The following is a 22,377-nucleotide window of genomic DNA, read 5'->3' as shown; positions in this document are numbered from 1 at the left end:
TTTTGCGCAAATTTAGTCTTTTTGCTGATTTTGCCGCTCGGCTTGTTGTTTTTCTTCCAGCCACAGATCGTGATGTTGCCGGGCCCAGGTCACATCCACCTGCCCGCTGGTCATTCCTTCCAGTGCACCTTCAGTGCCGATAGTGCCGATGTAGATGTGGCCGAAAGAGAATGCCAGCAACACCAGCGCCGTCACCAGGTGGATGACGTGGGCCAGTTGGATCACTTCGCGTTCCTGATCAAAGTTGGGGAAATCCAGCACCAGCCCGGACAGACACAGAGCCACACCGGCGGTGGCCAGCGTCCAGTACCAGACTTTTTCGCCGCCATTCATGCGGCCGGCTGAGGGGTGCTTATCACCCACCATGCCACCGAAAGCCTTGAACCACTCGATGTCCACCTTGTTGATAAAGTTATGTCTGAAAAACTTCACCAGAATGGTGAACAAAGCGATCATGAATACCGGGCCCAGAATGTTGTGCAGCCACTTGGCGCCGGCAGCATAAACAGAAAAACCGGGATAGCCCATCAGCGGAATCAGGACATGACGGCCGTACAGCAAACTGAGGCCGGTGATACCCAGAACGATAAACAGAATCGCCGTGGTCCAGTGCAGACGACGCTCATTGAGGGTCCAGCGCTCGACGGTTTCACCGGTGCGAGGATGCGTCAGTTCAACCCGGCCACGGGCAATATAAAATGTGAGGATGGCCAGTAATATAAAGCCCAGTAACCAGCTGCCATAGGTCGCCAGCGGCCCGTTGCGCACCTGGCGCCAGGTTTCACCACTGCCCTGGATCAGTTCATTCGTTTCCCGTCCCTGAACCGCGGTATATCCTTCATTGCCCTGCCTAACCTGACGCCAGGTGTCAGACCGCGGATTGGTGGCTTCAGCCTGCTGTTCGGCCTGGGTGGCAGTGAACAGATAACCACTCATTGGCAATACAAAAATGGCCAGCAGCATCAGCACGCTGGTCCAGAGCATCAATTTCTTGCGTTTATTCAATGCGCCTGCCCCTGCCATTGCGCCTCCGCTAGCGATCGGTTTGAACCTGATTGAATCGTTTTGCCAGAATATCAGCCCGCTCTTCAGCCGACATCGCGTGCTCATCCTCGCTGCCTTTGTAGACACCCGGCTCGTGCAGCGTGACATCTGTGTCTTCGTAACAGGCTGTCAGCCCCAAAAATAAGAAAACAGTCAGTAACAATCTCATGGCTCAGGCCTTGTAGGCTGTTCCCCAGCCCCAGTTGTCAGGACGCCCGCCCCGGCGCACGACCCGGCTGCGGAAAAGATCAGCGACAATATCACCATCACCGGCGAGTAGGGCCTTGGTGGAACACATTTCGGCACACAGCGGCAACTTCCCCTCGGCAAGGCGGTTGCGACCGTATTTATTCAGTTCTTCCTGGGAATTATCCTCTTCCGGGCCACCAGCGCAGAAAGTGCATTTATCCATTTTTCCGCGGGCACCAAAAGCGCCTTCTTGTGGATATTGCGGTGCGCCGAACGGACAGGCGTAGAAGCAGTAACCACAACCGATGCAGATATCTTTGTCATGCAGCACCAGGCCGTCTTCGGTGGTGTAGAAACAATCCACCGGACAAACCGCCTGACAGGGCGCATCAGTACAATGCATACAAGCCACTGAAATGGACTTTTCTTCCTGCAAGCCGTCGTCGATGGTCACCACCCGGCGACGGTTTACCCCCCAGGGCACTTCATGCTCGTTTTTACAGGCTGTGACACAGGCGTTGCATTCGATACAACGTTCGGCATCACATAAAAACTTCATTCGAGCCATGATTAAACCTCTTCAGTCTTAAGCTGCTCTGACCCGACACAGCGACACTTTGGTCTCCTGCATCATGGTCACGGAATCGTAGCCGTAGGTGAACACAACGTTACAGGACTCACCCAGCACATGCGGATCGGTGCCTTCCGGATATTTATCCCGCAAATCCTGCCCCTGGTAATGGCCACCAAAGTGGAAGGGCATAAATACTTCACCACGGCTGACCCGCTCAGTGACAAACGCCATGACCTTGATGGAACCGCCTTCGGGGCCATCCACCCAGACCATATCCTGGTGCGTGACGCCGACGTTATTGGCATCGGCAGGATGCATCTCAATGAACATATCCTGCTGCAGTTCCGCCAGCCAGGGGTTGGAGCGGGTTTCATCACCGCCACCTTCATATTCCACCAGGCGGCCGCTGGTCATCAGCAGCGGGAAGTCCTGGCTGAAATCCTTGGCCTGGATCGAACCGTAACGGGTTGGCAGACGATAGAAACTACGGCGATCCTCATAGGTCGGGAATTCTTTCACCAGGTCATAGCGGTTGGTGTAAAGCGCCTCACGGTGAATCGGCACCGGATCCGGGAACTGCCAGACAATCGCGCGGGCCTTGGCATTACCGTAAGGTGCACAGCCGTGGTTGATCACCACCCGCTGGATACCGCCGGACAAGTCGGTTTTCCAGTTTTTACCTTCGGCAGCCTGTTGTTCTGCCGGCGTTAAATCATTCCACCAGCCGAGTTCTTTCAGCATATCGGCGGTGAACTCAGGATAACCATCCTCGATATCAGAGTCTTTGGTGAATGAGTCTTCAGCCAGCAGGTTGACACCATCGCGCTCAACACCGAAACGGGCGCGGAATGGCAGACCGCCCTCTTTCACCGGCACCGAGGTGTCATACAAAATCGGGCTGCCCGGGTGTTTCATTTCCGGTGTACCCCAGCAAGGCCACGGCAGACCGTAATACTCGCCATCACAAGGCCCACCCTGGGCACGTAAGGTGGTTTTATCAAAGGTATGCAGATTTTGCTGCTGCAGTTTCATCCGCTCCGGTGACTGACCGGTGTAGCCAACCGTCCACATACCACGGTTGAATTCGCGGGTGATATCCTCCACCAGCGGCTCTTCACCATTGACCGCAATGTGTTTGCACAGCTTGTCGGCAAAGCCGAATTTCTTGGCAAACTTGTAGATGATGGTGTGATCGGGCAGAGACTCGAACAGGGGATCGATAATCTGCTCACGCCACTGAACCGAACGGTTGGATGAAGTCACTGAACCGTAAGTTTCAAACTGGGTAGCGGCAGGTAGTAAGTAAACCCCGTCGGTACGGTCATTCATTACCGCCGATACCGTTGGATACGGATCGACAATAACCAACATATCCAGCTTTTCCATGGCTGCTTTCATTTCCGGGCCGCGGGTCTGGCTGTTGGGCGCGTGCCCCCACAATACCATGGCACGGATAATTTCGTTCTGCGCAATGTTTTCTTTGTCTTCCAGCACCCCGTCTATCCAGCGTGAAACCGGAATACCGTTAGTATACATCGGTGACTGGCCGGGTGCTGTCGGGCCCTCTTCGCCCATACCGGCCTCAGGCTCATGCACTTTCTGGTCAAACTGGTTTTTCAGCCAGTCAAAATCGATATCCCAGACCCTGGCCCAGTGTTGCCAGGCGCCTTCGGTGAGGCCATAGTAGCCGGGTAAAGTGTGTGACAACACACCCAGGTCAGTCGCCCCCTGCACATTGTCATGACCGCGGAAGATATTGGTACCACCGCCGGAAACGCCCATGTTGCCGAGTGCCAGCTGGAATACGCAGTAGGCACGGGTGTTGTTGTTACCAATGGTGTGCTGGGTACCGCCCATGCACCAGACAAAGGTGCCAGGACGATGCTCGGCCATGGTTTTAGCCGCCTGATAAACGGCTTCTTCCTTGGCACCGGTGACGCGTTCCACTTCGGATGGCGTCCATTTGGCGACTTCCTTGCGGATTTCGTCCATGCCGTACACCCGCTGGCGGATAAATTCCTTATCTTCCCAGCCGTTTTCAAAGATATGCCAGAGCATGCCCCAGACAAACGGTACATCAGTACCGGGACGGATACGGATAAACTGATCAGCATGCGCCGCGGTGCGGGTCATCCGCGGGTCCACCACAATCAGCGGTGCGCCGCGCTCTTTACCGCGGAAGATATGCTGCAGCGATACCGGATGCGCCTCGGCCGGATTGGCACCGATAATGAAGATCGCCTTGGAATTATGAATATCGTTGTAGGAGTTGGTCATCGCCCCGTAGCCCCAGGTATTGGCTACCCCGGCAACGGTGGTCGAGTGACAGATCCGCGCCTGATGGTCGACATTGTTGGTGCCCCACAGCGAAGCAAATTTTCGGAACAGATATGCCTGTTCATTGGAATACTTGGCACTGCCCAGCCAGTAGACGGAGTCAGGACCGGATTCTTCGCGGATCGACAGCATCTGGTCGCCGATCTCTTCAATCGCCTGTTCCCAGGAAATACGCTGCCATTGGCCGGCAACTTTTTTCAGCGGGTATTTAAGCCGTTTATCGCCATGGCCGTGCTCACGCACCGAGGCGCCTTTAGCGCAGTGCGAACCGAGGTTGAAGGGATGCTCAAAACTGGGTTCCTGACCAATCCAGACGCCGTTTTGTACTTCGGCAACGACACCACAGCCGACACTACAGTGAGTGCAAACACTGCGTTTGGTAGTGATTTCGCCTTCATCGTAACTATGGCGTTTGCCCTCGGCGGCATCGGCCTTTTGCATCATCGCCGGCGGTAACATCGACATAAAAGCGGCGCCACCGGCTGCGATACCGGAGCCTCTGAGGAAGGCGCGGCGATTAACGCCATCGCTGTTAACGGACGTAGCAGAGCGTTTGGTCAGTTTCATGGCAGCAACTCAGCGGGGTTAGAAATCGGCGAGGCGATAATAGGTATCAACATGTTCTGTGCGTTGATAACCCTTGGACGCAGGTTTTTCGGCCACGGGCGCCGGATCAGGCTCCGGAGCTGCCTGCACCATGCCGGAGGTGGTAGCCAGAGCAGCGCCGCCGCTGACAACAGCAGTAAATTTGGAGATAAAGTCCCGACGCGAGCGGGAATGTTGCGAATTCATATCGCCTCCGAAAAACCGAGTTAATTTACTGGGGTGAGCCCCAATTAGTCATTATGGCGGCGCTTTCGAGCCCGCATTAATGTTTTTATAGTGTTAACTCAGAGTATCGCGCAGCTATGCAGGTCTATCAAGGGTTTATCGATAAAATATGTTGTTTTTTGCTTATTTGAACTGCTGCGTCTCGCTGTGGATGAAAGCCTGCCCCAATCCGGCTACGCCCCGGTAGAAGTTTGCACTGCCAGCCTTTTCCAGATCACTGAAAAACCGCTGTGCCCAGGGCGAAATATGTCGGCTGAAGAATGTTTTGGCATCCACCACCGGCGTACCCTGCGCAGTCAGGATCAAACGCATCACATCTAATTCGGCAGCAATATGGTCTTCTGGTTCTCTTTTATCCTGCTGGCGTTCCAGCCCCAGCAGGCCCAGATCCTGTCTTAGTTCAGCCAGCGGTTCCTCGTTTAGAAAGCCGGTCTGGTAATAGGATCCGTAGGGCACCAGTTCCCCCTGTGTCAGGCCGATAAACAGGGCATGATATTCCTGGTTGACGGCAGCAATCTCTGCCTCAGCCGCGGCCTGCTTCAATTGCTGCCAGGCCTGGCCCAGCGATGAATCCGGCTCGGTCACCTGTAGTTGGCTGATATTGTCCAGCAAAGCCTGTTCCGGCGGCGCCGACAATAATGTTGCCAGCAAGGCGTATACCTGCGCCCGCCACTGTTCCTGTTCAGTCATGTTGCTTCCTAGGCGTTTTTGAACATTGCCTTGACTCGGCAATCCTCGCACATTTTCAGGGTATCCAGCTTACCGTCCTGGAACATCGGGTGATCGGCCAGTTTGCCAATCATGGTATCGATCATTTTCTGGGTCGCAAACGGTTTATTGCAGCTGATGCAGTGGAAGATCGGCTCTTCATGTAGCAGCCGTTTCTGCCGGGCCTGATTGCGATCAAACAGATAACGCGGCTGGAGATTGATGGCATCTTCGGGACAGGCGGTCTCGCACATGCCGCACTGTACACAGATATCCTCAATAAAGTTGAGCTGCGGCTGATCCACGCCGTCAATCACCGCTCCCACCGGACACACCGAGACGCAGGACATGCACAGGGTGCAGGCCTGCTTATCCACCTCGATTTCACCAAAAGCGGCAGATTGATCCAGCGCCATCTTTTCGGGCTGCTGTGGGGCTTGTTGGTGCAGATGAGTCAAAGCCATCGTGGTCATACGGCGTTTATCATCGACCCCGGCAAAGCGGGCTGGCGTGACAGCCATCACATCATCTGCTTGAGCAAAGACCTGTTTCAGGCTATTGATATCACGGCTTTGGAGAAACTGCAGCCGCTGCGACCCCAGGCCCAGTTCGGCTACCATGCTGTTGGTTTCCTTGATACTGGCCTGTAATTCCTGCCAGTCATGATCATCATGGCTGCCAGAATCCCAGATCACGATGCGGGCGACGCCATAGGCCAATGCGGTCAGCCAGAACGGCTGGCCCAGAGCGCCAATTTCCTCGATCGAAAATGGCACGACATCATCGGCAAACGGATAGTCATAGGCTTCCAGGCGTTCCTGGCCGCTGGTTTCATCATGGATCAGCAACTGCACTGGACCGCTGTGAAGTTCTGCATAACGATCCAGCATCTGCCGCAGCCGGTCGATACTTTTATCCAGTGTCGGCAAGGCATAGCTGATAGCCCCCGACGGGCACACCACGGTACAACTGCCGCAGCCCTGACACAGGTTGGGGTTGACGTTGATTAAATCATCGCCGCTGCTGATAGCTTCAGCCGGGCAGGCATCAATACAGTTGCTGCAGGCTTGAACACCGCGGCGGCTGTGGGCGCAGATATCAGCCTGGTAATTGAAAAAGCGCGGTTTATCAAACTCGCCCACCAAATCCGGCAGTTGCTGCAGGGCTTCAGCCAGGGCCTGTTGATTGTCACCGGGGGCAAAGTAACCCAGCGGCGCCACCTTGCTGCTGATAAACGGCGACTCGCTTAAATCCAGCACCAGATCCAGCGTTAACTCATGTTCGCCGAATTGGGCTTTAAAAGCCCCCAGCCAACCGGACAAGGACTTAAGCGGCTGTTTGATGACGGTGACCGATGCATCAAGCTCCAGCGTCTCATCATCACTGGCCAGGCAATACAGAGTGAGCTCAGACAGACGCGGCACAATGCTGTTCAGCACAACAGCCGGGCCAATCAACAGGCAACGCCCCCGGGACTCGAAGACAATGGGCTCTTCCGGTTCAATATCAATCTGTCCGGCTTGTAACACGGCATTAAGCAAGATCGTTATCCTCTTTGTCACGGTTGCTCTGGCTGTTGTCCTGTTCGGTCTTCGCCTCTTTGGCCGGTGTTTGTTCTGAGGGGCGGGTATTTTCCTCGGCCAGTTTCAGCATACGTTTCATTTCGTGAGTCACCACACTGCCCAGACCGGCAAACTGGGTGAAGTCATCATCGTACTCATTCAGACCGTCACGCAGATTGAATTCCGGTTTATGAAACAGCTTTCTCAGTGCAGCCTTTTTGGTGTCGGCATCGACATCATCACGCTGCCAGATCGGTTTTTCCTCAGCCTGGGAAGCAGCCTCCGGCTCGCTGATGTCGGGCGCCGCGTCCTGCTCCGGCCTGGTTTCTTCAGCTTGCTGCTCGGCCTCGTCGGCATCCAGCTTGCGCCTGGACCAGCGTGACAGAAAGCCATCTTGTTCCTGGGTCATTTTGCGTCCCCCTTCTCCGCATCATGCCATTTACGGCGTTTGCGTTTCTTGGGCGGCGCCGGTTTGTAGTAGGCAACAACGAAGTGCTCCAGCCAGACGCATAAAGCATCGGCCAGCGGCGCATCGAAAACCACTTCATCGGTTTCCATAAAGGAAGCGGCTTCGTCAAAATCGACGGTCGCCCGCATTGGCGCCAGGTTTTCGCCTTCTTCACTGCAGATTAGATAGCCCTTGGGCTGTGGTGACATCAGGTTGTGATAATAGGCATCGCAGAATTCTTTATGCAGCCTGAACTCCAGATCGGTGAGATAGATTAATTCGCCCTGCGCTGCAGCCCGCTGCAACTCATCCTGTTCCAGCCCCGGTACAAAGCCCAGTAACTGCCAAGATGCCTTGAGCCAACGATGGCTGCTGGGTTTTCGCAGCAACACAGCGCTTACCGTAAACCGATCTGAGGGAAATGCCTGCATGTTATTTCGACTGATGGGGCCAAGCGAAAGTTTTTTGCTGTCAGTCAGCGACCTCGACCCCGCTCACCTTCTGCAAACCGCGTGGCAGCTTGTGACCGCGCTTGCCACGTTCACCCGCATAATGCGTCAGGTCAGCCGGTTTCAGGGTCAGATGACGACGGCCGGCATGCAGGGTCAGACTGTGGCCTTCGGGCACAATAATCACCGATTGAAGCCATTCCTGACCGCCACTGAAGCGGGCCTGCGGAATATTAATCAGACGCACGCCCTTGCCTTTGTTGAGCGGCGGAATGTCGCTAACCGGGAACACCAGCAAACGGCCATCACCGGAGGCGACTGCGACCTGGTCCTGTTCGGGCTTATCCAGTAACAATGGTGGCAGAATTTTAGCGCCATCAGGCAGATTAAATACCGCCTTACCGGCCTTGTTCTTGGCCAGCAGGTTCTCCAGCGTGGTGACAAAACCGTAACCGGCAGTATTAGTTAGCAACACCGGTTTGTCAGGATTATCGACCGCCATCACCGCGACAAAACGCACTTCCGCTGCTGACTGTAGTCGACCGCTCAGGGGCTCACCCTGGCCGCGCGCTGATGGCAGACTATGCGCCGACAGCGAGTAACTGCGGCCGGTCTCGTCGAGGAACACAATCTGTTGATTACTGCGCGCCTTGACCGAGGTAAAGTAGCGGTCACCGGTGCGATAGTTCAAAGACACCGGATCGACATCATGCCCCTTGGCCGCCCTCACCCAGCCACTTTCCGACAAGACGATAGTCAGCGGCTCGGTGGGCAACAGTTCGGTAGCATCCATAGCCCTGGCTGCCTGGCGCTCAACGATATGCGAGCGGCGATCATCGCCATATTTCTCGGCATCGGCAGTCAGCTCTTTACGGATCAGCGTTTTCAACCGGGTCTCGGAGCCCAGCAGCAGTTCCAGTTGCTTGCGTTCCTTGGTGAGTTCATCCATTTCACCGCGGATCTTCATCTCTTCCAGCTTAGCCAAATGCCGCAAGCGCAGTTCCAGAATGGCTTCAGCCTGACGGTCGGTGATACCGAAACGTTCCTTCATCACCTGCTTGGGCTCGTCCTCGTTGCGGATGATGGCAATGACCTCATCAATATTGAGGTAGGCAATCAGCAGGCCTTTCAGCACATGCATGCGGTCGAGGACTTTATCCAGCCGGTACTGCAGTCGGCGGCGGACGGTTTCGATACGGTACTGCAGCCATTCCTGCAGCATATCACGCAGGTTTTTGACCTGCGGCCGACCGTCCATGCCAATCATGTTCATGTTGACGCGGTGACCGCGTTCCAGATCGGTAGTGGCAAAGAGGTGCGACATCAGGCCTTCGATATCAACCCGGTTGGAGCGCGGCACAATCACCAGTCTGACCAGGTGCTCATGATCGGATTCGTCACGTAAATCGGCGACCATCGGCAGTTTCTTGGCCTGCATCTGGGCAGCGATCTGTTCCAGGATCTTGGCACCCGACACCTGGTAAGGCAGCGCATCAATGATGATCTCACCATCGACTTTGCTGTAGGACGCACGTTGTTTGATTGAGCCGTGACCGGTTTCGTAAATCTTGCGGATTTCGCTCTGGCTGGAGACGATTTCAGCACCGGTGGGGAAATCCGGGCCCTGAATATCCTCCAGCAGATCATCCAGCGTGGTGCGTGAGGACTTGAGCAATTTGAGGCTGGCTGCCACCACTTCACGCAGATTATGCGGCGGAATATCGGTGGCCATGCCCACCGCAATCCCGGTAGTGCCGTTTAACAGCAGATTGGGCAAGCGCGCTGGCAGCAGGGAAGGTTCTTCCATGGTGCCATCAAAGTTCGGCACCCAGTCGGCGGTGCCCTGCCCCAGTTCGCTCAGCAAAACCTGGGCGTAAGGGGCCAGACGCGCCTCGGTATAGCGCATGGCGGCGAAGGACTTGGGATCGTCAATCGAGCCCCAGTTACCCTGACCATCAATCAGCGTGTAACGGTAAGAGAATGGCTGCGCCATCAGCACCATGGCTTCATAACAGGCCGAGTCGCCATGCGGATGGTATTTACCCAGGACATCACCGACGGTACGGGCCGATTTCTTATGCTTGGACAGGGCGCTCAGGCCCAGTTCTGACATCGCATAGATAATGCGGCGCTGAACCGGTTTCAGACCGTCGCCGATATGCGGCAGGGCGCGATCGAGAATGACATACATCGAATAATCCAGATATGCCTTCTCGGTAAAGTCGCTTAGCGGCAGTTGTTCCAAATCATCGACAATGGCAGTCATAAGTTTCTCTGTTGTTGCTTAAAGGGCGGCCACATCAGCCAGATCCCCGTGTTGTTCCAGCCAGGCTTTACGGTCGCTGGCGCGTTTCTTGGCCAGCAACTTGTCCAGGATCATCATGGTGTCGTCTTCGGCACTGGTGGTGAGCCGAACCAGTCGCCGCGTGTCCGGTGCCATCGTGGTCTCACGCAGCTGCATCGGGTTCATTTCACCGAGGCCCTTGAAACGCTGGGTGCTGACCTTGCCTTTAATTTTTTCACGTTCGATACGCTCGAGGATGATCTCGCGTTCCTCGTCATCCAGCGCATAAAACACCTGCTTGCCGACATCAACCCGGTACAAGGGTGGCATCGCCACACAGATATGGCCGGCTGACACCAGCGCCGGGAAGTGACGCACAAATAAGGCACACAAGAGCGTGGCAATATGAGCGCCATCCGAGTCAGCATCCGCCAGAATGCAGATTTTGCCATAGCGCAGACCGCTTAAATCACTGGAGCCGGGGTCAACCCCAATCGCCACCGCAATATCGTGCACTTCCTGTGAGGCCAATACCTGGGTAGGTTCGACTTCCCAAGTATTCAAGATCTTGCCCCGCAGCGGCATAATCGCCTGGAACTCACGGTCGCGGCCCTGTTTGGCACTACCGCCAGCAGAATCACCTTCTACCAGAAACAGTTCGGTGCGGGTCGGTTCCTGCGAGGTGCAGTCAGCTAATTTACCGGGCAAAGCCGGCCCCGACTGTACGCGTTTTCGCACCACCTTCTTGGCCTGTTTCAGGCGTGACTGGGCGTTACTGATAGCGAGTTCGGCAATCTTTTCACCGTCTTCAATATGATGGTTGAGCCAGAGACTGAAGGCATCCTTGACCACGCCCGAGACCAAGCCGGCGCACTGGCGTGAGGACAGGCGTTCCTTGGTCTGGCCAGAGAACTGCGGATCTTCCAGCTTGACCGACAGCACATAGCAGCAACGCTCCCAGACATCTTCCGGGGTCAGCTTCACGCCGCGCGGCAGCAAGTTGCGGAACTCGCAGAATTCACGCAAAGCATCCAGAACGCCGCTGCGTAAACCGTTCACATGAGTACCACCCTGGGCGGTCGGGATCAGATTGACATAACTCTCTGCCAGCACTTCGCCGGGTTCCAACTGCCACATCATTGCCCAGTCGACTTCTTCATCATCTTCGGCGATGCTGCCGATAAACGGGGTGGCGGGTACGCAGGGCTCGTCAGTCATGGCCGATGCGAGGTAGGACTTGAGTCCGTCTTCATAGCACCAGCGATCTTCGACTTTTTCCTTGCCCGATAAGTCGGTAAAGGTGACCACCAAGCCCGGGCAAAGTACCGCTTTGGCACGCAGCACATGGCGCAGGCGGGCCACTGAGAATTTGGCGGTATCGAAAAACTCGGCTTCCGGCCAGAAACGCACATTGGTGCCGGTATTGCGTTTACCCACCGTGCCGATTTCGTTAAGTGATTCTTTCAGAGCGCCCTGTTCAAAGGCAATGCTGTATTCGGTGGCATTACGTTTGATTTTCACTTCCAGCCTAGATGACAAGGCGTTAACGACCGACACACCAACGCCATGCAGGCCGCCGGAATACTTGTAGTTTTTATTGGAAAACTTCCCGCCCGCATGTAATCGGGTCAGAATGACTTCGACCCCCGGCACGCCCTGCTCCGGATGAATATCCACCGGCATGCCACGGCCATCATCACTGACTTCCAGCGACTGATCCTTGTGGAGCACCACCTGAACCTGGCGGGCATGACCAGCAATCGCCTCGTCAACACTATTATCGATGACTTCCTGGGCCAGATGGTTGGGACGCGTGGTGTCGGTGTACATGCCCGGTCTTTTACGGACAGGTTCCAGTCCTGTCAGGACTTCAATGGCCGAAGCATCGTAAATATTTGTCATCGTTTACAAATCAAGTTGAATTATTGTCACGAAGATTATCAGCATCAAAGCCTAACACACAACTGGCAACTATCTGTCAGTGCCCCGTCGCTCTTCCCAGTGGCGGTGGCGGATGATAATGTGGATTTGCCGTTGTCCAATCATTGACAGTCTGCAAACTGAAGCAGGCTGAACATTTTTCAAGTCGAGGATGCTGCAATGCGAGTCTTACCCACCCTGCTGACCTTGCTTTTGTCTGTTCCGCTCAGCCTGCAGGCGAACAACGATGCACAACAAGAGTTTGAACAGCAGGCTGCTGTCGCCATCAAGGAATTTGCCAGCAGCCTTAAAAATGCCTTGATGGAAGCCATGAAAGATGGCGGCCCGATTGAGTCGATAGCCGTGTGTAATCTGGTGGCACCCACCATTGCCGCCGAAATGTCGAAAAAGTACGGGATGGAAATCGGCCGCACCAGCCTCCGTGTTCGAAACCCTGCCAATGAAGCCGATGTCTGGGAAACCAGTGTTTTGCAACAGTTTCAGAACCGGCTCAACGGTGGCGAGGCGATACAGAAACTGACTTTCAGTGAGAAAGTTGAGACTGAACTGGGCAGCAACCGACGCATGATGAAAGCCATACCCACCGACAAGCTCTGCTTGTCCTGTCACGGCAGCAAAATTGCTGAGCCGGTGCAGGCGATGATCGATCAGTATTATCCGGAAGATATGGCGACTGGCTTCAAACTGGGCGACATCCGTGGTGCCTTCACTGTCAGCCGTGAAGTCGAGGACCAGTAAAGTCTTTTATTTCAGGCTGATCAGTTCATTGCGGCCTTTATTCTCAAAGCTGAGCTTTTCTTCTTTGGCCAGCCATCCGATGGCACGCTGCAAGACTTTGCTGTCCAGCTCAGTATCCTTGCCAATGCGGCTGGCTGAGGCCGTACCGTTCTGTTGCAGGTAATGCCAGATTTTACCCGCAGCCGGGCCAATGGGATCGGTCATTGTTATCTCCTTGGAATGGGGTGTGTTCCATGAATAATCGGCAATCTTTATGCCAATTCTCTCCCCATGTTAGTGACCGTTTTTTGCAATGAAATGACAGTATAGCGCACTATTACAGAGCATGATGCTGCCCGGATGCACCCATTCAGCGACTGACAGGCATGACCACGGCGATTTTCTGCAATGCCCGCTCAACGCGGGCACGCGGGGTGCCTATATTAAGCCGCATAAAACCGCTGCCATTGTCGCCAAACACATAGCCTGGATTCATGCCCACCCCGGCCTGTTCAATAAAAAATTGTCTCAAGGTCGGATTATCCAGCCCCATCTGCCGACAATCCAGCCATAACAGGTAGGTACCCTGCGGCTGGATCAGCTTGATATCAGGCAGCGCCTCGTCGATAAACTGTGCCGCCTCATCGCGGCTTTGCTGCAGGTATTGCATCAGTGCATCTAGCCAGGCTTCACCATAATTGTAGGCCGCTTCGAAAGCACTGATGCTGAACGGGTTAGCGGCACTGACATGCCAGCTATCAAAAACCTGTTTGATTGCCTTTCTATCGGCTTTGTCAGGCACCACCAGCGCAGACAGACCCAACCCGGGAATATTGAAAGTCTTGCTGGGCGCAACCGTGGTCAGCACATTCACCGAATCGCTCAAATCAGCCAGTGGTAAATGCGTTTCGCCCGGATAAATCAAATCCGCATGAATCTCGTCGGAAATAATGGTCATCTGGTAACGTTCGGCCAGCGACAGCAAAGCTTCCAGTTCCTGGCGGCGCCAGACCCGGCCGACCGGATTGTGCGGTGAACACAACAGCAGCATTTTGGCACCCTGGCGGGCGCAGTCTTCCAGATGGTTCAGATCCATCGAGTAATGGCCGTTTTCCAGCTTGAGCGGATTTAATACCAACTCCCTTCCGGTTTTGGTCACGGCGCTGAAAAACGGGAAATAGACCGGGGGTTGCACAATCACTTTGTCACCGGGCTGCGTCACGCCCTGGATTGCAGCATGAATCGATGGCACAACCCCCGGGCACATCATGATCTGATTGCGCTTAAGCGACCAGTTATAGCGTCTGTCACACCAGTCAATCAGTGACTGGTAAAGACTGTCGGGATAGAGCGTATAACCATATACCGGGTGCCTGGCCCGTGCCACCAGTGCCTCGCTCACCTCGGCCGGCGCAGCGAAATCCATATCTGCCACCCACATTGGCATCACATCTTCGCGTCCAAAGTAAGCCTTGCGGGCATCAAACTTCACACTGGATGAACCGCTGCGATCAACGGCTTGGTCAAAATCGAAACTCATCCCGTGCTTACCTGCGCTTCCAGACAGTGACCTCGGACAGGGTATGCTGGAATTTGCGGCTGGTCTCACGGATCACAAACGGCACTGACTCCGGACCACGAACCAGTTCGAAATGGGATTCGAGAATCGCCTTCAGGCCATCCAGCGTGGTGAAGCTCTCACCGTCTTTTTTGAAACCGCCCAGCCAGTCTTCCTTGTCAGTGTGTTCTTCCAGCCAGGTATAGGGTGAGGCCAGCATCAGAATACCGCCCTGGTTGATGCGCTCATGCACGCTGCGCAGGAACTGGGCCGGGTTGTAAAGCCTGTCGATAAGGTTAGCAGCCAGGATCAGATCATAGCCACGGAACAAGGATTTGAGGTTACAGGCATCGCCCTGCAGAAACTCAACTTTGTTGGCCACTTCGGCCAGCCCCAGTTGGTCGAGTCGGCGCTCCTCATAATGCACCAGATCACCTTCATCGGTAATGGTGTAGCGAATCACGCCTTCCTGGGCCATTTGTACGCCAAGATTAATCAGGCGCGCCGAGAAATCAATACCAGTGACTTGGTCAAAATGCCGGGCCAGTTCAAAGCTGGCACGGCCAACCGCGCACCCCAGATCCAGGGCTTTAGTTTTGGGCTGGTCGCCCATCACCTCAACCGCCAGCTCTGCCAGCGTTCTCGGGAAGTTGGGCACATCAAAATAGGTTTCGCCATAATGAAACTCGGCATACTGCGACAGCATGCTGTCGGTTTCATAATTGGAGCTGTGCTGCTCCACCTCGGCGTCCGAAACAACATAACGAAAACCGGCATGCTGGAAGAAATGGCGGCGGAAAGCATAGCGCGATGCCCGGCGGCTTTCGTTACCGCAGGAAATCCATGAACCACCCTTAATCAGGTTATGCTGACCATCAAAGGTGGGCGTGGTGAAATCATCGTAAATAGGGTGCACCTTGAAGCCATCAAACGGATAGGTCGGGGTTTCTGTCCACTGCCAGACATTGCCCACAACGTCGTATAAATCGCCATGAGCAAACTGATCGACCGGACAGGATGAAGCAGCGTAATCCAGATGAATATTAGCTGGCGCCTGCTGTTCGCCCAGTTCCTCAATGCCGGCATGATCATAGATTCGGTACCACTCATCCTCGCTAGGCATGCGCACCGGCTGTCCGGTTTGTTCAGCTTTCCAGTGACAAAATGCCTTGGCTTCGTGATAGTTGACATCCACCGGCCAATTCCAGGGCATAGCCACCAGCTCAGTCATCAATCGTAACTGCCAGCCCTGTTTGTCCTTGTGCCAGAAAGTAGGATGTTGGGCTTTGGTGAACTGACGCCAGGCCAGCCCTTCTTCTTCCCAGTAAGCATCATGGTCATAGCCCCCCGCTTCCACAAACTGCAAGAATTCACCGTTGCTGACCAAAAGGCGTGAAGCCTGGAAATCATCAATCTCCGCTTCATGTTCACCGTATTCATTGTCCCAGCCGTAGATGCGGTCATCAAAGGTCTTGCCGATCTTGACCTGGCCTGCGGGAATCTCAACCAGACTGTTTTCCGGCGCATCACCATATTCGCTGCACGGACGCCAGTCCGGGTGGGGTTTGACCAAGTCCAGTTGCTGTTGGCGGATCAACACCGATGAGGTTTCCAGATGAATCTGCTCATGCTCAATCCCCATTAGGATTGCCCACCAGGGGTTATCCCAGTCAATCGGCAGTTTCAACGGTGCTTTATGGATAATTTTGTTGATCATCGCCTTGACCTGCTGGCGATAGGCCGTGACCTCCGCCACCGGCGGCCAGTCGTAATGCGCCTCATCCAGATCATCCCAGCTCATTTCATCGACACCGACAGCAAACATCGATTCGAACTTCGGGTTGATGCGTTTATCAATCAGCCCGGCCAGCAGCATTTTATTGACGAAGAATGTGGCGGTATGGCCGTAATAGAAGATCAGCGGGTGACGCAGCGGAATCGACTTCTGATAAAACGCCTCATCCGATCTGAGAGTTTCAAACAGCGACTCGTAGCGCTCATAAGTAAAGTTGAAATAATCCGCGATCTGCTGGCGTTTGGCAGCCGCATCTCTGCCATCCAGCAACGGCGTGCGCAGATGAATATTTTCAGTGAGTGCTTTTTTGAGCGTGCTATCAGCAGTCATTCGGTACTCCATCACAAAAGGCGAGTGTTGTTTCGGTGGAATATTACTGACTATTCAAGCGTGAAATTGTTGCGAAAAGATGGCCCTGTCTAATTTAAGGACCTATCTGCTTCGCCAGCCAGGCGGTTTTGGCAGATAATTCCAGCGAACAGCTCCATTTATACGCCAGATTGATGCTTTCTGCACAGGCATAGACACCGTGACCACGGACCACAGCAACTTTGTGTGTCGCCAGTTGTTCGGCCACAGCGCGTGGTGAACGGCTCACATAATCATCATAGGGAATGCTGATAACCGGCACAAACGGGAAATAATACTGGCCTTCAAAATCGACCGGGACAAAATCCTCACCATTGAGCGTCAAGGCCACGGCATGCGGGCCGTGACTGTGGAATATCGCCCGCGCCTCCGGGTTGTGGCGATAGACCTCGATATGCAAAGGCGCATCGAGCGAGGCACCGGCTTCGCTATCGCCGCTGATATGGCAGCGAACCAGATCATCAACGCTCAGCGTGTCAGCACAACAACCGGTGGGCGTCACCCAAACTTCGTCATGCCAGCGAAAAGAAGCATTGCCACTGTGCGAGTCATTGCAACCATATTGGCGCAGCCATTGATAGTGCTGCACCAGATCCTGCTTCAACTGCTGCAGATCAGGCAGCCTCTTCATCGCTTTGCCTCTCCAGCAGGTCTTCAATATGCCGTAACCACTGACCAGCCTGGCTGCTCAGGTCCTCGTAAGCAATGGCACGGCCGAACGCCGCTTTGGCCTGTTCCAGTTGATCCAGGTAAAAATGACTGGTGCCCATTAGCAGATGAGCCCGGCCTTGCTGGCCGCCCTCTAATCTCTGCACAGCCTGGTTCAGCACTTCAATGGCCTGCTGCCACTGTTCCATGCTGACGTAGACCTGCCCCAGCCTCAGATGCGTCTCACCGCTGCTGTCCATTGACAACATGCGGTTCAGCGTCTGAGCAGCCAGTTCCTGCTCCCGGGCTGCCATCCAGCTATCGGCAAGTTTCTGCAGGTGTTTGAAATCACTGCGAATGACGCCGTCATCCATGGCTTTTTGCAGTAACTTGCCGGATTTGTAGGGCACACGCAGATAACGGTACATATCGGCTAGATTGACCAGGGTTTCGGCATCGCCCAGATCCAGACGGTCAGCCAGCATCCGTACGGCCAGCGAGGTGAATTCCTTATCCTGTTCCTGATATAGCGCTGCCAGTTGATCCCAGTAGACCTTGCGGTGCGGATAGCGCGGAATCAGAATTTCCAGCACATTGATGGCCGACTTGTACTGACGCAGAGACATATGCGCCGACAGTTGCATCCGGTACCAGTCTTCCTTGGGATCGGGATCGTTTTTAATAGCCGTGCGGATATACTCGATGACCTTGCTGTGGTTATCCAGGCGGTAGTAGGCACTGGCCAGCAGCACATAAACGCTGTTTTGCGGCTTGGCTTCATTGGCCAGCCAGCTTTCCATCAGGCCGATACCGCGTTGGTACTGACCATCTGCAATCAGGATCTGCGCCAGGTTGTAACGCAGATTGTGTGTGACATCTTCAGGCAGGGCATCGGCATCGAGCGCTTTTTCAAATGCTGCAGCGGCCTTGTCGTACTGCTGCTGTTCTGAGTACAGATAACCGATAGTCTGCTGCACCACCGCCCGGTCATAACTGCCCTCATCGGTCTGTCCCAGCAATTGGGTCAGCCGCTGCCCAGCCTGGCGATACTGCTCATTGGCCATCATTTCCTGGGCTTCGTTGAGCGCGTTGTAGGTTTTCTCGGTCAGCAGGTATTCACTGTCCTGCGCCTGTACCGACGGCAGCAGGCCCAGATTCAATACCAACAGAAAAAGAGGTAGCAGCGTTATTTTCATCGTGACAGTTTAAACTCGATATCCTGGGTCGCTTGTCTTTCGACTGGCTGACCTTCAACCAGTTTCGGCTTGAACTTCCATTTAAGTACAGCTTCAATGGCCTCATCATTGAATACATTGGACGGCTTGGCTTCGATGACCTGGGCGTCCCTGACCGTGCCGTCTTTGGTAATGATAAAGCGCACGGTAACGATGCCCTCGATACCACGCCTTGCAGCAACCCGCGGATACTTGGGCGGAATGCGCACCAAAGGCACCACTTCATTATCAATAATCGGCCCTTCCACTGGCGCAGGCGCCGGTGCCGGGGCTGGCGCCGGCGCTTTGGCAAAGTCACCCAGGTAGGGACCACCGGTAATATCCATCGGCACATCAACATTGGGCACATCCATTTTGGGGGTGGGTGCATCCGGTTTCGGTGTCTGAGGCGCTGGGGTTTCCGGCGGTGGCGGTGGCTCATCCGGTGGTGGCGGCTTTTTAGGCATTTGCCGTTTTTTGGTTTCCGGCTGGGCTTCCTCGCGTTTGACCCGCACAAAGTCAAGCAGGCGCACCTCTTCGATGACCTGCTTGTCGACTTCTTTATTGCTGGTCATGTGCTGCATCAGCATAAACAGGCCGAAGTTGACCAGCAGCGCCAGAATGATCCCTATCGTCAATCTCATAGCCGTTGCCGTTATTCCCGCTCAGCCGCGATCGACACATTGGCCACGCCGGCCAACCGCGCCTGGTCCATGACTTCAATCAGCAGACCAGTCTTGGCTTCTTCATCGGCCAGAATAATGACCGAGCCTTCCGGGTTTTCGGCATGCATGCGCTCAACATTGGCGCGCACGGCTCGGCGATCAATCTGGCGTTTGTCCATCCAGATTTCGTCATTGGCGCGGATGGAAATCAGAATATTGGCCCGTTCTTTCTTGACCGCAGTCTTGGCCGTGGGCCGGTTTACATCAACCCCGGTTTCCTTGACAAAGGAGGTGGTGACGATGAAAAAGATCAGCAGAATGAACACCATATCGATCAATGGCGTCATGTTGATATCTGCAATACCACCGCTTTGTCGGCGTGAATGTCGCGTTCTCATCTCTAATTCCTAGTCTCTGCGCAGTGCGTCGGCCACGTTATCCACTTCCCGTGACACCCGCTGGCTCAGTTGGGTGCTGAAATACAGGCCCGATAAAGCCGTCAACAAGCCGCCCATGGTGGTAATCAATGCCACCGAAATCCCCCCGGCCATGCCGCGGGTATTACCAGTGCCAAATACGGTCATGACATCGAAAGTCTGAATCATGCCATTGACGGTGCCCAGCAGCCCCAGCATCGGCAGGGCCACGGTCAGGGTCTTGATCAGCATCAGGTAGCGCGACAGCGACACCCGGCTTTCTGCGATCATGCCCTGACGGATCTGATGGGCATACCAACTGGTGCGGTCACGTCGCTGATGCCACTCATCGATCAGTTTGCGGACCTGACGCGGGTGCTGAACATAAACAAAAAGATAGCGTTCAATGATCAGCGACCACATCATGATCGAAGCCAGCAGGATCAGCCACAGCACGAAGCCGCCGCTCTCCATCAGCAATTGAATTCGGAAAAGACCGTCAGTCAGTGTTTCCATGGTGCTTTTCTGCGTTACGGGCAACAATGGCGGCACTTTCCTCATCCAGGATCTGGATCAGGCGATTAGACTTACTGGACAGACCGCTGTGGATCAGCAGCAGTGGAATAGCCACCGCCAGCCCCAGCTCTGTCGTCACCAGCGCCTGTGAAATACCGCCGGACATCAGCTTCGGATCACCGGTTCCGAACAGGGTGATCGACTGGAAGGTTTCAATCATGCCCGAGACGGTGCCCAGCAGGCCCAGCATCGGTGCAATCGCTGCCAGAATCGCCAGTGTAATCAGACCGCGTTCAAGCTTGGGCATTTCACGCAGGATGGCTTCATCCAGCTTGAGCTGCAGGGTTTCCACATCTTCCGCCAGTTTGGCGTTGTAAACTGACAGGATGCGACCCAGCGGGTTTTTCTGACTGGGTTCATCCTGTTTCTGCTGCTTAGCGACGCCGCGACCGGCACGCAGTAAAGACAGGAATTGCAGCAAGGCCACCAATAAGCCTACCGCCCCCAGCACCAGAATGATGTAGCCAATCCAGCCACCCTGCGCAATGCGCTCTTTCACTGTCGGTGTTTGCACCAGCAGCGCCATAATCGCACCACGGGTAGGATCGATGACGGTGGGTAGCAGTTCACCGGCCCCCGCCTGTTCAAAATCACGTGCCAGATTCTGCAGTCTGTCCACCGGCTGGCGAGCCAGTTCGACCAGATTGCCGGTCTCGGACAGATAGCGCAGGAATTTGCCATCACTGAAGGCGGTGAAAACACCAATACGAGTGACCGGCTGTTGTGCCACTTCACCGCTGACGGTAATCACCGGTGCTTCAAATTCTTCAACCTTACCGGATGCGGTCATCTCTTCCTGCAGGGTCAGCCACAACTGGCGCAATTCGTCGATGGTGGGTTGTTGTTTGCTATCGCTCAGTTTATTCAAAAAACCCAGTCGTTCGGTCTTCTGTACTGAAGTCATTGAGCTTTCCAGCGTACCGCGACTATCGTTGGCCACCTGTCTGACCGTGCCAAACAGTTCACCGAGCGACCCGGAGCGTTCATCCAGCAGGCTTTGCTGCTCTGCCAGGGTCTGCTCCTGCTCGGTGAAAGTCTCATTGAGGCGGGTACTGCGCTGTTCTTCGTTGGCCAGTTGTTCACGGGCTTGCTGAAGCAGTTGTGCCTGTTGATCGTGAGCTTCGACAAACTCGGCTTCACGCATTTTGTTCTGTTGCTGCTCCAACACCCGTTCACGCTTGACCTGATCCAGCAGTTCATCCAGGTTGGCGGGTTTGTCAACGGCCATCAGCGGCAGGCTGAGGCTGAGCATTAACATCAGCGAGGTTAAGGTTTTCATTGTTCACCTCCTGATGTTTTTTTAACCGGCAGGGTCAGCAGATCGGGCGGTAGTTGTTTACGCGCCACCTTGAGGCCATCTGCCACCGGCTGTAGATACTCATCAGAGAGCTGCTGCCAGCTTTGACTTTCAGCATCCCAGACACCAGCCTCCCGGCCATCCAGCGTCAGATAATAGAGACTGACGCGGCCAATACGGAGAAAATCGACGGTGCGGTTATCACCGCCCTGACTCAGATCGGCCTGGTAAGCTTCAATAGTGCGGCCATATTCAGTCTCAACCTGATAGGCCTCCATAATGCGGCGGTATTTTTCTGACAAGGTGACGTCAGCCCGGCCCATCATCGTTTTGAGTGCAACAATGCGGCTATTCCGTTCCTGCTGCAGGAAGGGGATATCAAGCGCGACAAACTGTTCCAGTACATCGATCATCTTGGTCATCAGCGGCACGATATCGCGCTGGGTGGTTTCAATATTATTGAGTTGGCGGTCGATTGAATCCAGCTCACTGCGCTGCGAGCTGACCAGTTGCTCGAGTTGATCGTTATAGGCCCGCAGACTCTGGGTCTGGCGCAAAATATCACGGTACTCGGCCAGCATATCGGTGGTTTCATCGGCCAGGTTGTCGATCTTTTCCTGTGACTGCTGGGCAGCCACATCGGTGTCAACCTGGGTATCAATGGCTTCATCCAGGGCACCGGCAGTGGCCACGAGGGGAAGCGCGGTGATCACCGCCAACGGCCAGTACCGTCTTATCATCTGCTTCAACTGCAT

Annotated in this window: 22 protein-coding genes; 1 reads left to right on the top strand and 21 read right to left on the bottom strand. The window is 54.8% G+C overall.

What is annotated here, in order from left to right; all coding sequences use genetic code 11:
- Window positions 1-12: 12 nt before the first annotated feature.
- From Q0X64_RS01335 to parE, 11 genes are all read right to left on the bottom strand, one after another.
- The gene (locus Q0X64_RS01335) at window positions 13-1,023 is read right to left on the bottom strand and encodes a formate dehydrogenase subunit gamma (protein ID WP_297807995.1); all 1,011 of its coding nucleotides are present in this window, start codon (window positions 1,021-1,023) and stop codon (window positions 13-15) included.
- 10 nt (window positions 1,024-1,033) lie between these two features.
- The gene (locus tag Q0X64_RS01330; RefSeq protein ID WP_297807992.1) at window positions 1,034-1,213 is read right to left on the bottom strand and encodes a hypothetical protein; all 180 of its coding nucleotides are present in this window, start codon (window positions 1,211-1,213) and stop codon (window positions 1,034-1,036) included.
- 3 nt (window positions 1,214-1,216) lie between these two features.
- Window positions 1,217-1,801 carry a formate dehydrogenase FDH3 subunit beta gene (gene fdh3B / locus Q0X64_RS01325; RefSeq protein ID WP_297807988.1) on the bottom strand — a complete coding sequence of 195 codons (585 nt, stop codon included), beginning with the start codon at window positions 1,799-1,801 and terminating at the stop codon, window positions 1,217-1,219.
- Between the two features lie 18 nt (window positions 1,802-1,819).
- Window positions 1,820-4,711, bottom strand: coding sequence for a formate dehydrogenase subunit alpha (locus tag Q0X64_RS01320; protein WP_297807985.1), 2,892 nt, complete (start codon window positions 4,709-4,711; stop codon window positions 1,820-1,822).
- Between the two features lie 18 nt (window positions 4,712-4,729).
- Window positions 4,730-4,936 carry a Tat pathway signal protein gene (locus Q0X64_RS01315; protein WP_297807983.1) on the bottom strand — a complete coding sequence of 69 codons (207 nt, stop codon included), beginning with the start codon at window positions 4,934-4,936 and terminating at the stop codon, window positions 4,730-4,732.
- Window positions 4,937-5,098: 162 nt separating this feature from the next.
- Window positions 5,099-5,665 (bottom strand): molecular chaperone TorD family protein, encoded by a 567-nt coding sequence (locus Q0X64_RS01310; RefSeq protein WP_297807981.1) that lies wholly within the window; start codon window positions 5,663-5,665, stop codon window positions 5,099-5,101.
- An 8-nt stretch (window positions 5,666-5,673) separates the two neighbouring features.
- Entirely contained in the window at window positions 5,674-7,245 is a 1,572-nt protein-coding gene (locus Q0X64_RS01305) for a 4Fe-4S binding protein (RefSeq protein ID WP_297807978.1), read from the bottom strand.
- On the bottom strand, window positions 7,217-7,654 hold the full coding sequence (locus tag Q0X64_RS01300) for a DUF3306 domain-containing protein (RefSeq protein WP_297807975.1): 438 nt from the start codon (window positions 7,652-7,654) through the stop codon (window positions 7,217-7,219). The genes Q0X64_RS01305 and Q0X64_RS01300 overlap by 29 nt, the downstream gene beginning before the upstream one ends.
- Window positions 7,651-8,085 carry a DUF3305 domain-containing protein gene (locus Q0X64_RS01295; protein WP_297807972.1) on the bottom strand — a complete coding sequence of 145 codons (435 nt, stop codon included), beginning with the start codon at window positions 8,083-8,085 and terminating at the stop codon, window positions 7,651-7,653. Before Q0X64_RS01295 ends, Q0X64_RS01300 begins: the two co-directional genes overlap by 4 nt.
- Before the next feature lie 79 nt (window positions 8,086-8,164).
- Entirely contained in the window at window positions 8,165-10,408 is a 2,244-nt protein-coding gene (gene parC / locus Q0X64_RS01290; RefSeq protein ID WP_297807969.1) for a DNA topoisomerase IV subunit A, read from the bottom strand.
- A gap of 18 nt (window positions 10,409-10,426) precedes the next feature.
- Window positions 10,427-12,328, bottom strand: coding sequence for a DNA topoisomerase IV subunit B (gene parE, locus Q0X64_RS01285; RefSeq protein ID WP_297807967.1), 1,902 nt, complete (start codon window positions 12,326-12,328; stop codon window positions 10,427-10,429).
- Between the two features lie 198 nt (window positions 12,329-12,526).
- On the opposite strand from parE, the gene Q0X64_RS01280 reads away from it, so the two are divergent.
- Window positions 12,527-13,105: a DUF3365 domain-containing protein gene (locus Q0X64_RS01280; protein ID WP_297807964.1), complete on the top strand. Its 579-nt coding sequence runs from the start codon at window positions 12,527-12,529 to the stop codon at window positions 13,103-13,105.
- Between the two features lie 6 nt (window positions 13,106-13,111).
- On the opposite strand, the gene Q0X64_RS01275 is transcribed toward Q0X64_RS01280, so the two are convergent.
- From Q0X64_RS01275 to Q0X64_RS01230, 10 genes are all read right to left on the bottom strand, one after another.
- A complete protein-coding gene (locus tag Q0X64_RS01275; protein WP_297807961.1) occupies window positions 13,112-13,309 on the bottom strand; it encodes a winged helix-turn-helix domain-containing protein in 198 nt (65 codons plus the stop codon).
- A 145-nt stretch (window positions 13,310-13,454) separates the two neighbouring features.
- Complete coding sequence (locus Q0X64_RS01270; protein WP_297807958.1) at window positions 13,455-14,624, bottom strand: MalY/PatB family protein; 1,170 nt, start codon at window positions 14,622-14,624, stop codon at window positions 13,455-13,457.
- 7 nt (window positions 14,625-14,631) lie between these two features.
- Entirely contained in the window at window positions 14,632-16,767 is a 2,136-nt protein-coding gene (gene ovoA / locus Q0X64_RS01265) for a 5-histidylcysteine sulfoxide synthase (protein WP_297807955.1), read from the bottom strand.
- A 94-nt stretch (window positions 16,768-16,861) separates the two neighbouring features.
- Window positions 16,862-17,437 (bottom strand): class II aldolase/adducin family protein, encoded by a 576-nt coding sequence (locus Q0X64_RS01260; RefSeq protein WP_297807952.1) that lies wholly within the window; start codon window positions 17,435-17,437, stop codon window positions 16,862-16,864.
- Window positions 17,421-18,650 (bottom strand): tetratricopeptide repeat protein, encoded by a 1,230-nt coding sequence (locus tag Q0X64_RS01255; RefSeq protein WP_297807951.1) that lies wholly within the window; start codon window positions 18,648-18,650, stop codon window positions 17,421-17,423. The genes Q0X64_RS01260 and Q0X64_RS01255 overlap by 17 nt, the downstream gene beginning before the upstream one ends.
- Window positions 18,647-19,312 carry an energy transducer TonB gene (locus tag Q0X64_RS01250; protein ID WP_297807948.1) on the bottom strand — a complete coding sequence of 222 codons (666 nt, stop codon included), beginning with the start codon at window positions 19,310-19,312 and terminating at the stop codon, window positions 18,647-18,649. The genes Q0X64_RS01255 and Q0X64_RS01250 overlap by 4 nt, the downstream gene beginning before the upstream one ends.
- Before the next feature lie 11 nt (window positions 19,313-19,323).
- Window positions 19,324-19,731, bottom strand: coding sequence for a biopolymer transporter ExbD (locus tag Q0X64_RS01245; RefSeq protein WP_297807945.1), 408 nt, complete (start codon window positions 19,729-19,731; stop codon window positions 19,324-19,326).
- Window positions 19,732-19,740: 9 nt separating this feature from the next.
- Complete coding sequence (locus tag Q0X64_RS01240; protein ID WP_297807943.1) at window positions 19,741-20,265, bottom strand: MotA/TolQ/ExbB proton channel family protein; 525 nt, start codon at window positions 20,263-20,265, stop codon at window positions 19,741-19,743.
- Entirely contained in the window at window positions 20,249-21,604 is a 1,356-nt protein-coding gene (locus Q0X64_RS01235) for a MotA/TolQ/ExbB proton channel family protein (RefSeq protein ID WP_297807940.1), read from the bottom strand. Before Q0X64_RS01235 ends, Q0X64_RS01240 begins: the two co-directional genes overlap by 17 nt.
- Window positions 21,601-22,377 (bottom strand): DUF3450 domain-containing protein, encoded by a 777-nt coding sequence (locus tag Q0X64_RS01230; protein ID WP_297807937.1) that lies wholly within the window; start codon window positions 22,375-22,377, stop codon window positions 21,601-21,603. The genes Q0X64_RS01235 and Q0X64_RS01230 overlap by 4 nt, the downstream gene beginning before the upstream one ends.

The organism is uncultured Methylophaga sp., assembly GCF_947259025.1.
Classification (GTDB): Bacteria; Pseudomonadota; Gammaproteobacteria; order Nitrosococcales; family Methylophagaceae; genus Methylophaga.
The sequence above is the reverse complement of the archived record's forward strand: the minus strand, read 5'-3'. Positions and strand labels throughout refer to the sequence as shown.

What these genes read in the sequence shown, in the direction of transcription:
- ovoA (WP_297807955.1), bottom strand. Translation starts at nt 16,767, where the DNA reads ATGACTGCTGATAGCACGCTCAAAAAAGCACTCACTGAAAATATTCAT.
- Q0X64_RS01280 (WP_297807964.1), top strand. Translation starts at nt 12,527, where the DNA reads ATGCGAGTCTTACCCACCCTGCTGACCTTGCTTTTGTCTGTTCCGCTC.
- Q0X64_RS01275 (WP_297807961.1), bottom strand. Translation starts at nt 13,309, where the DNA reads ATGACCGATCCCATTGGCCCGGCTGCGGGTAAAATCTGGCATTACCTG.
- Q0X64_RS01330 (WP_297807992.1), bottom strand. Translation starts at nt 1,213, where the DNA reads ATGAGATTGTTACTGACTGTTTTCTTATTTTTGGGGCTGACAGCCTGT.
- Q0X64_RS01320 (WP_297807985.1), bottom strand. Translation starts at nt 4,711, where the DNA reads ATGAAACTGACCAAACGCTCTGCTACGTCCGTTAACAGCGATGGCGTT.
- Q0X64_RS01255 (WP_297807951.1), bottom strand. Translation starts at nt 18,650, where the DNA reads ATGAAAATAACGCTGCTACCTCTTTTTCTGTTGGTATTGAATCTGGGC.
- Q0X64_RS01245 (WP_297807945.1), bottom strand. Translation starts at nt 19,731, where the DNA reads ATGAGAACGCGACATTCACGCCGACAAAGCGGTGGTATTGCAGATATC.
- parE (WP_297807967.1), bottom strand. Translation starts at nt 12,328, where the DNA reads ATGACAAATATTTACGATGCTTCGGCCATTGAAGTCCTGACAGGACTG.
- Q0X64_RS01230 (WP_297807937.1), bottom strand. Translation starts at nt 22,377, where the DNA reads ATGCAGTTGAAGCAGATGATAAGACGGTACTGGCCGTTGGCGGTGATC.
- Q0X64_RS01240 (WP_297807943.1), bottom strand. Translation starts at nt 20,265, where the DNA reads ATGGAAACACTGACTGACGGTCTTTTCCGAATTCAATTGCTGATGGAG.
- Q0X64_RS01315 (WP_297807983.1), bottom strand. Translation starts at nt 4,936, where the DNA reads ATGAATTCGCAACATTCCCGCTCGCGTCGGGACTTTATCTCCAAATTT.
- Q0X64_RS01235 (WP_297807940.1), bottom strand. Translation starts at nt 21,604, where the DNA reads ATGAAAACCTTAACCTCGCTGATGTTAATGCTCAGCCTCAGCCTGCCG.
- Q0X64_RS01250 (WP_297807948.1), bottom strand. Translation starts at nt 19,312, where the DNA reads ATGAGATTGACGATAGGGATCATTCTGGCGCTGCTGGTCAACTTCGGC.
- Q0X64_RS01260 (WP_297807952.1), bottom strand. Translation starts at nt 17,437, where the DNA reads ATGAAGAGGCTGCCTGATCTGCAGCAGTTGAAGCAGGATCTGGTGCAG.
- Q0X64_RS01300 (WP_297807975.1), bottom strand. Translation starts at nt 7,654, where the DNA reads ATGACCCAGGAACAAGATGGCTTTCTGTCACGCTGGTCCAGGCGCAAG.
- Q0X64_RS01270 (WP_297807958.1), bottom strand. Translation starts at nt 14,624, where the DNA reads ATGAGTTTCGATTTTGACCAAGCCGTTGATCGCAGCGGTTCATCCAGT.
- Q0X64_RS01310 (WP_297807981.1), bottom strand. Translation starts at nt 5,665, where the DNA reads ATGACTGAACAGGAACAGTGGCGGGCGCAGGTATACGCCTTGCTGGCA.
- fdh3B (WP_297807988.1), bottom strand. Translation starts at nt 1,801, where the DNA reads ATGGCTCGAATGAAGTTTTTATGTGATGCCGAACGTTGTATCGAATGC.
- parC (WP_297807969.1), bottom strand. Translation starts at nt 10,408, where the DNA reads ATGACTGCCATTGTCGATGATTTGGAACAACTGCCGCTAAGCGACTTT.
- Q0X64_RS01335 (WP_297807995.1), bottom strand. Translation starts at nt 1,023, where the DNA reads ATGGCAGGGGCAGGCGCATTGAATAAACGCAAGAAATTGATGCTCTGG.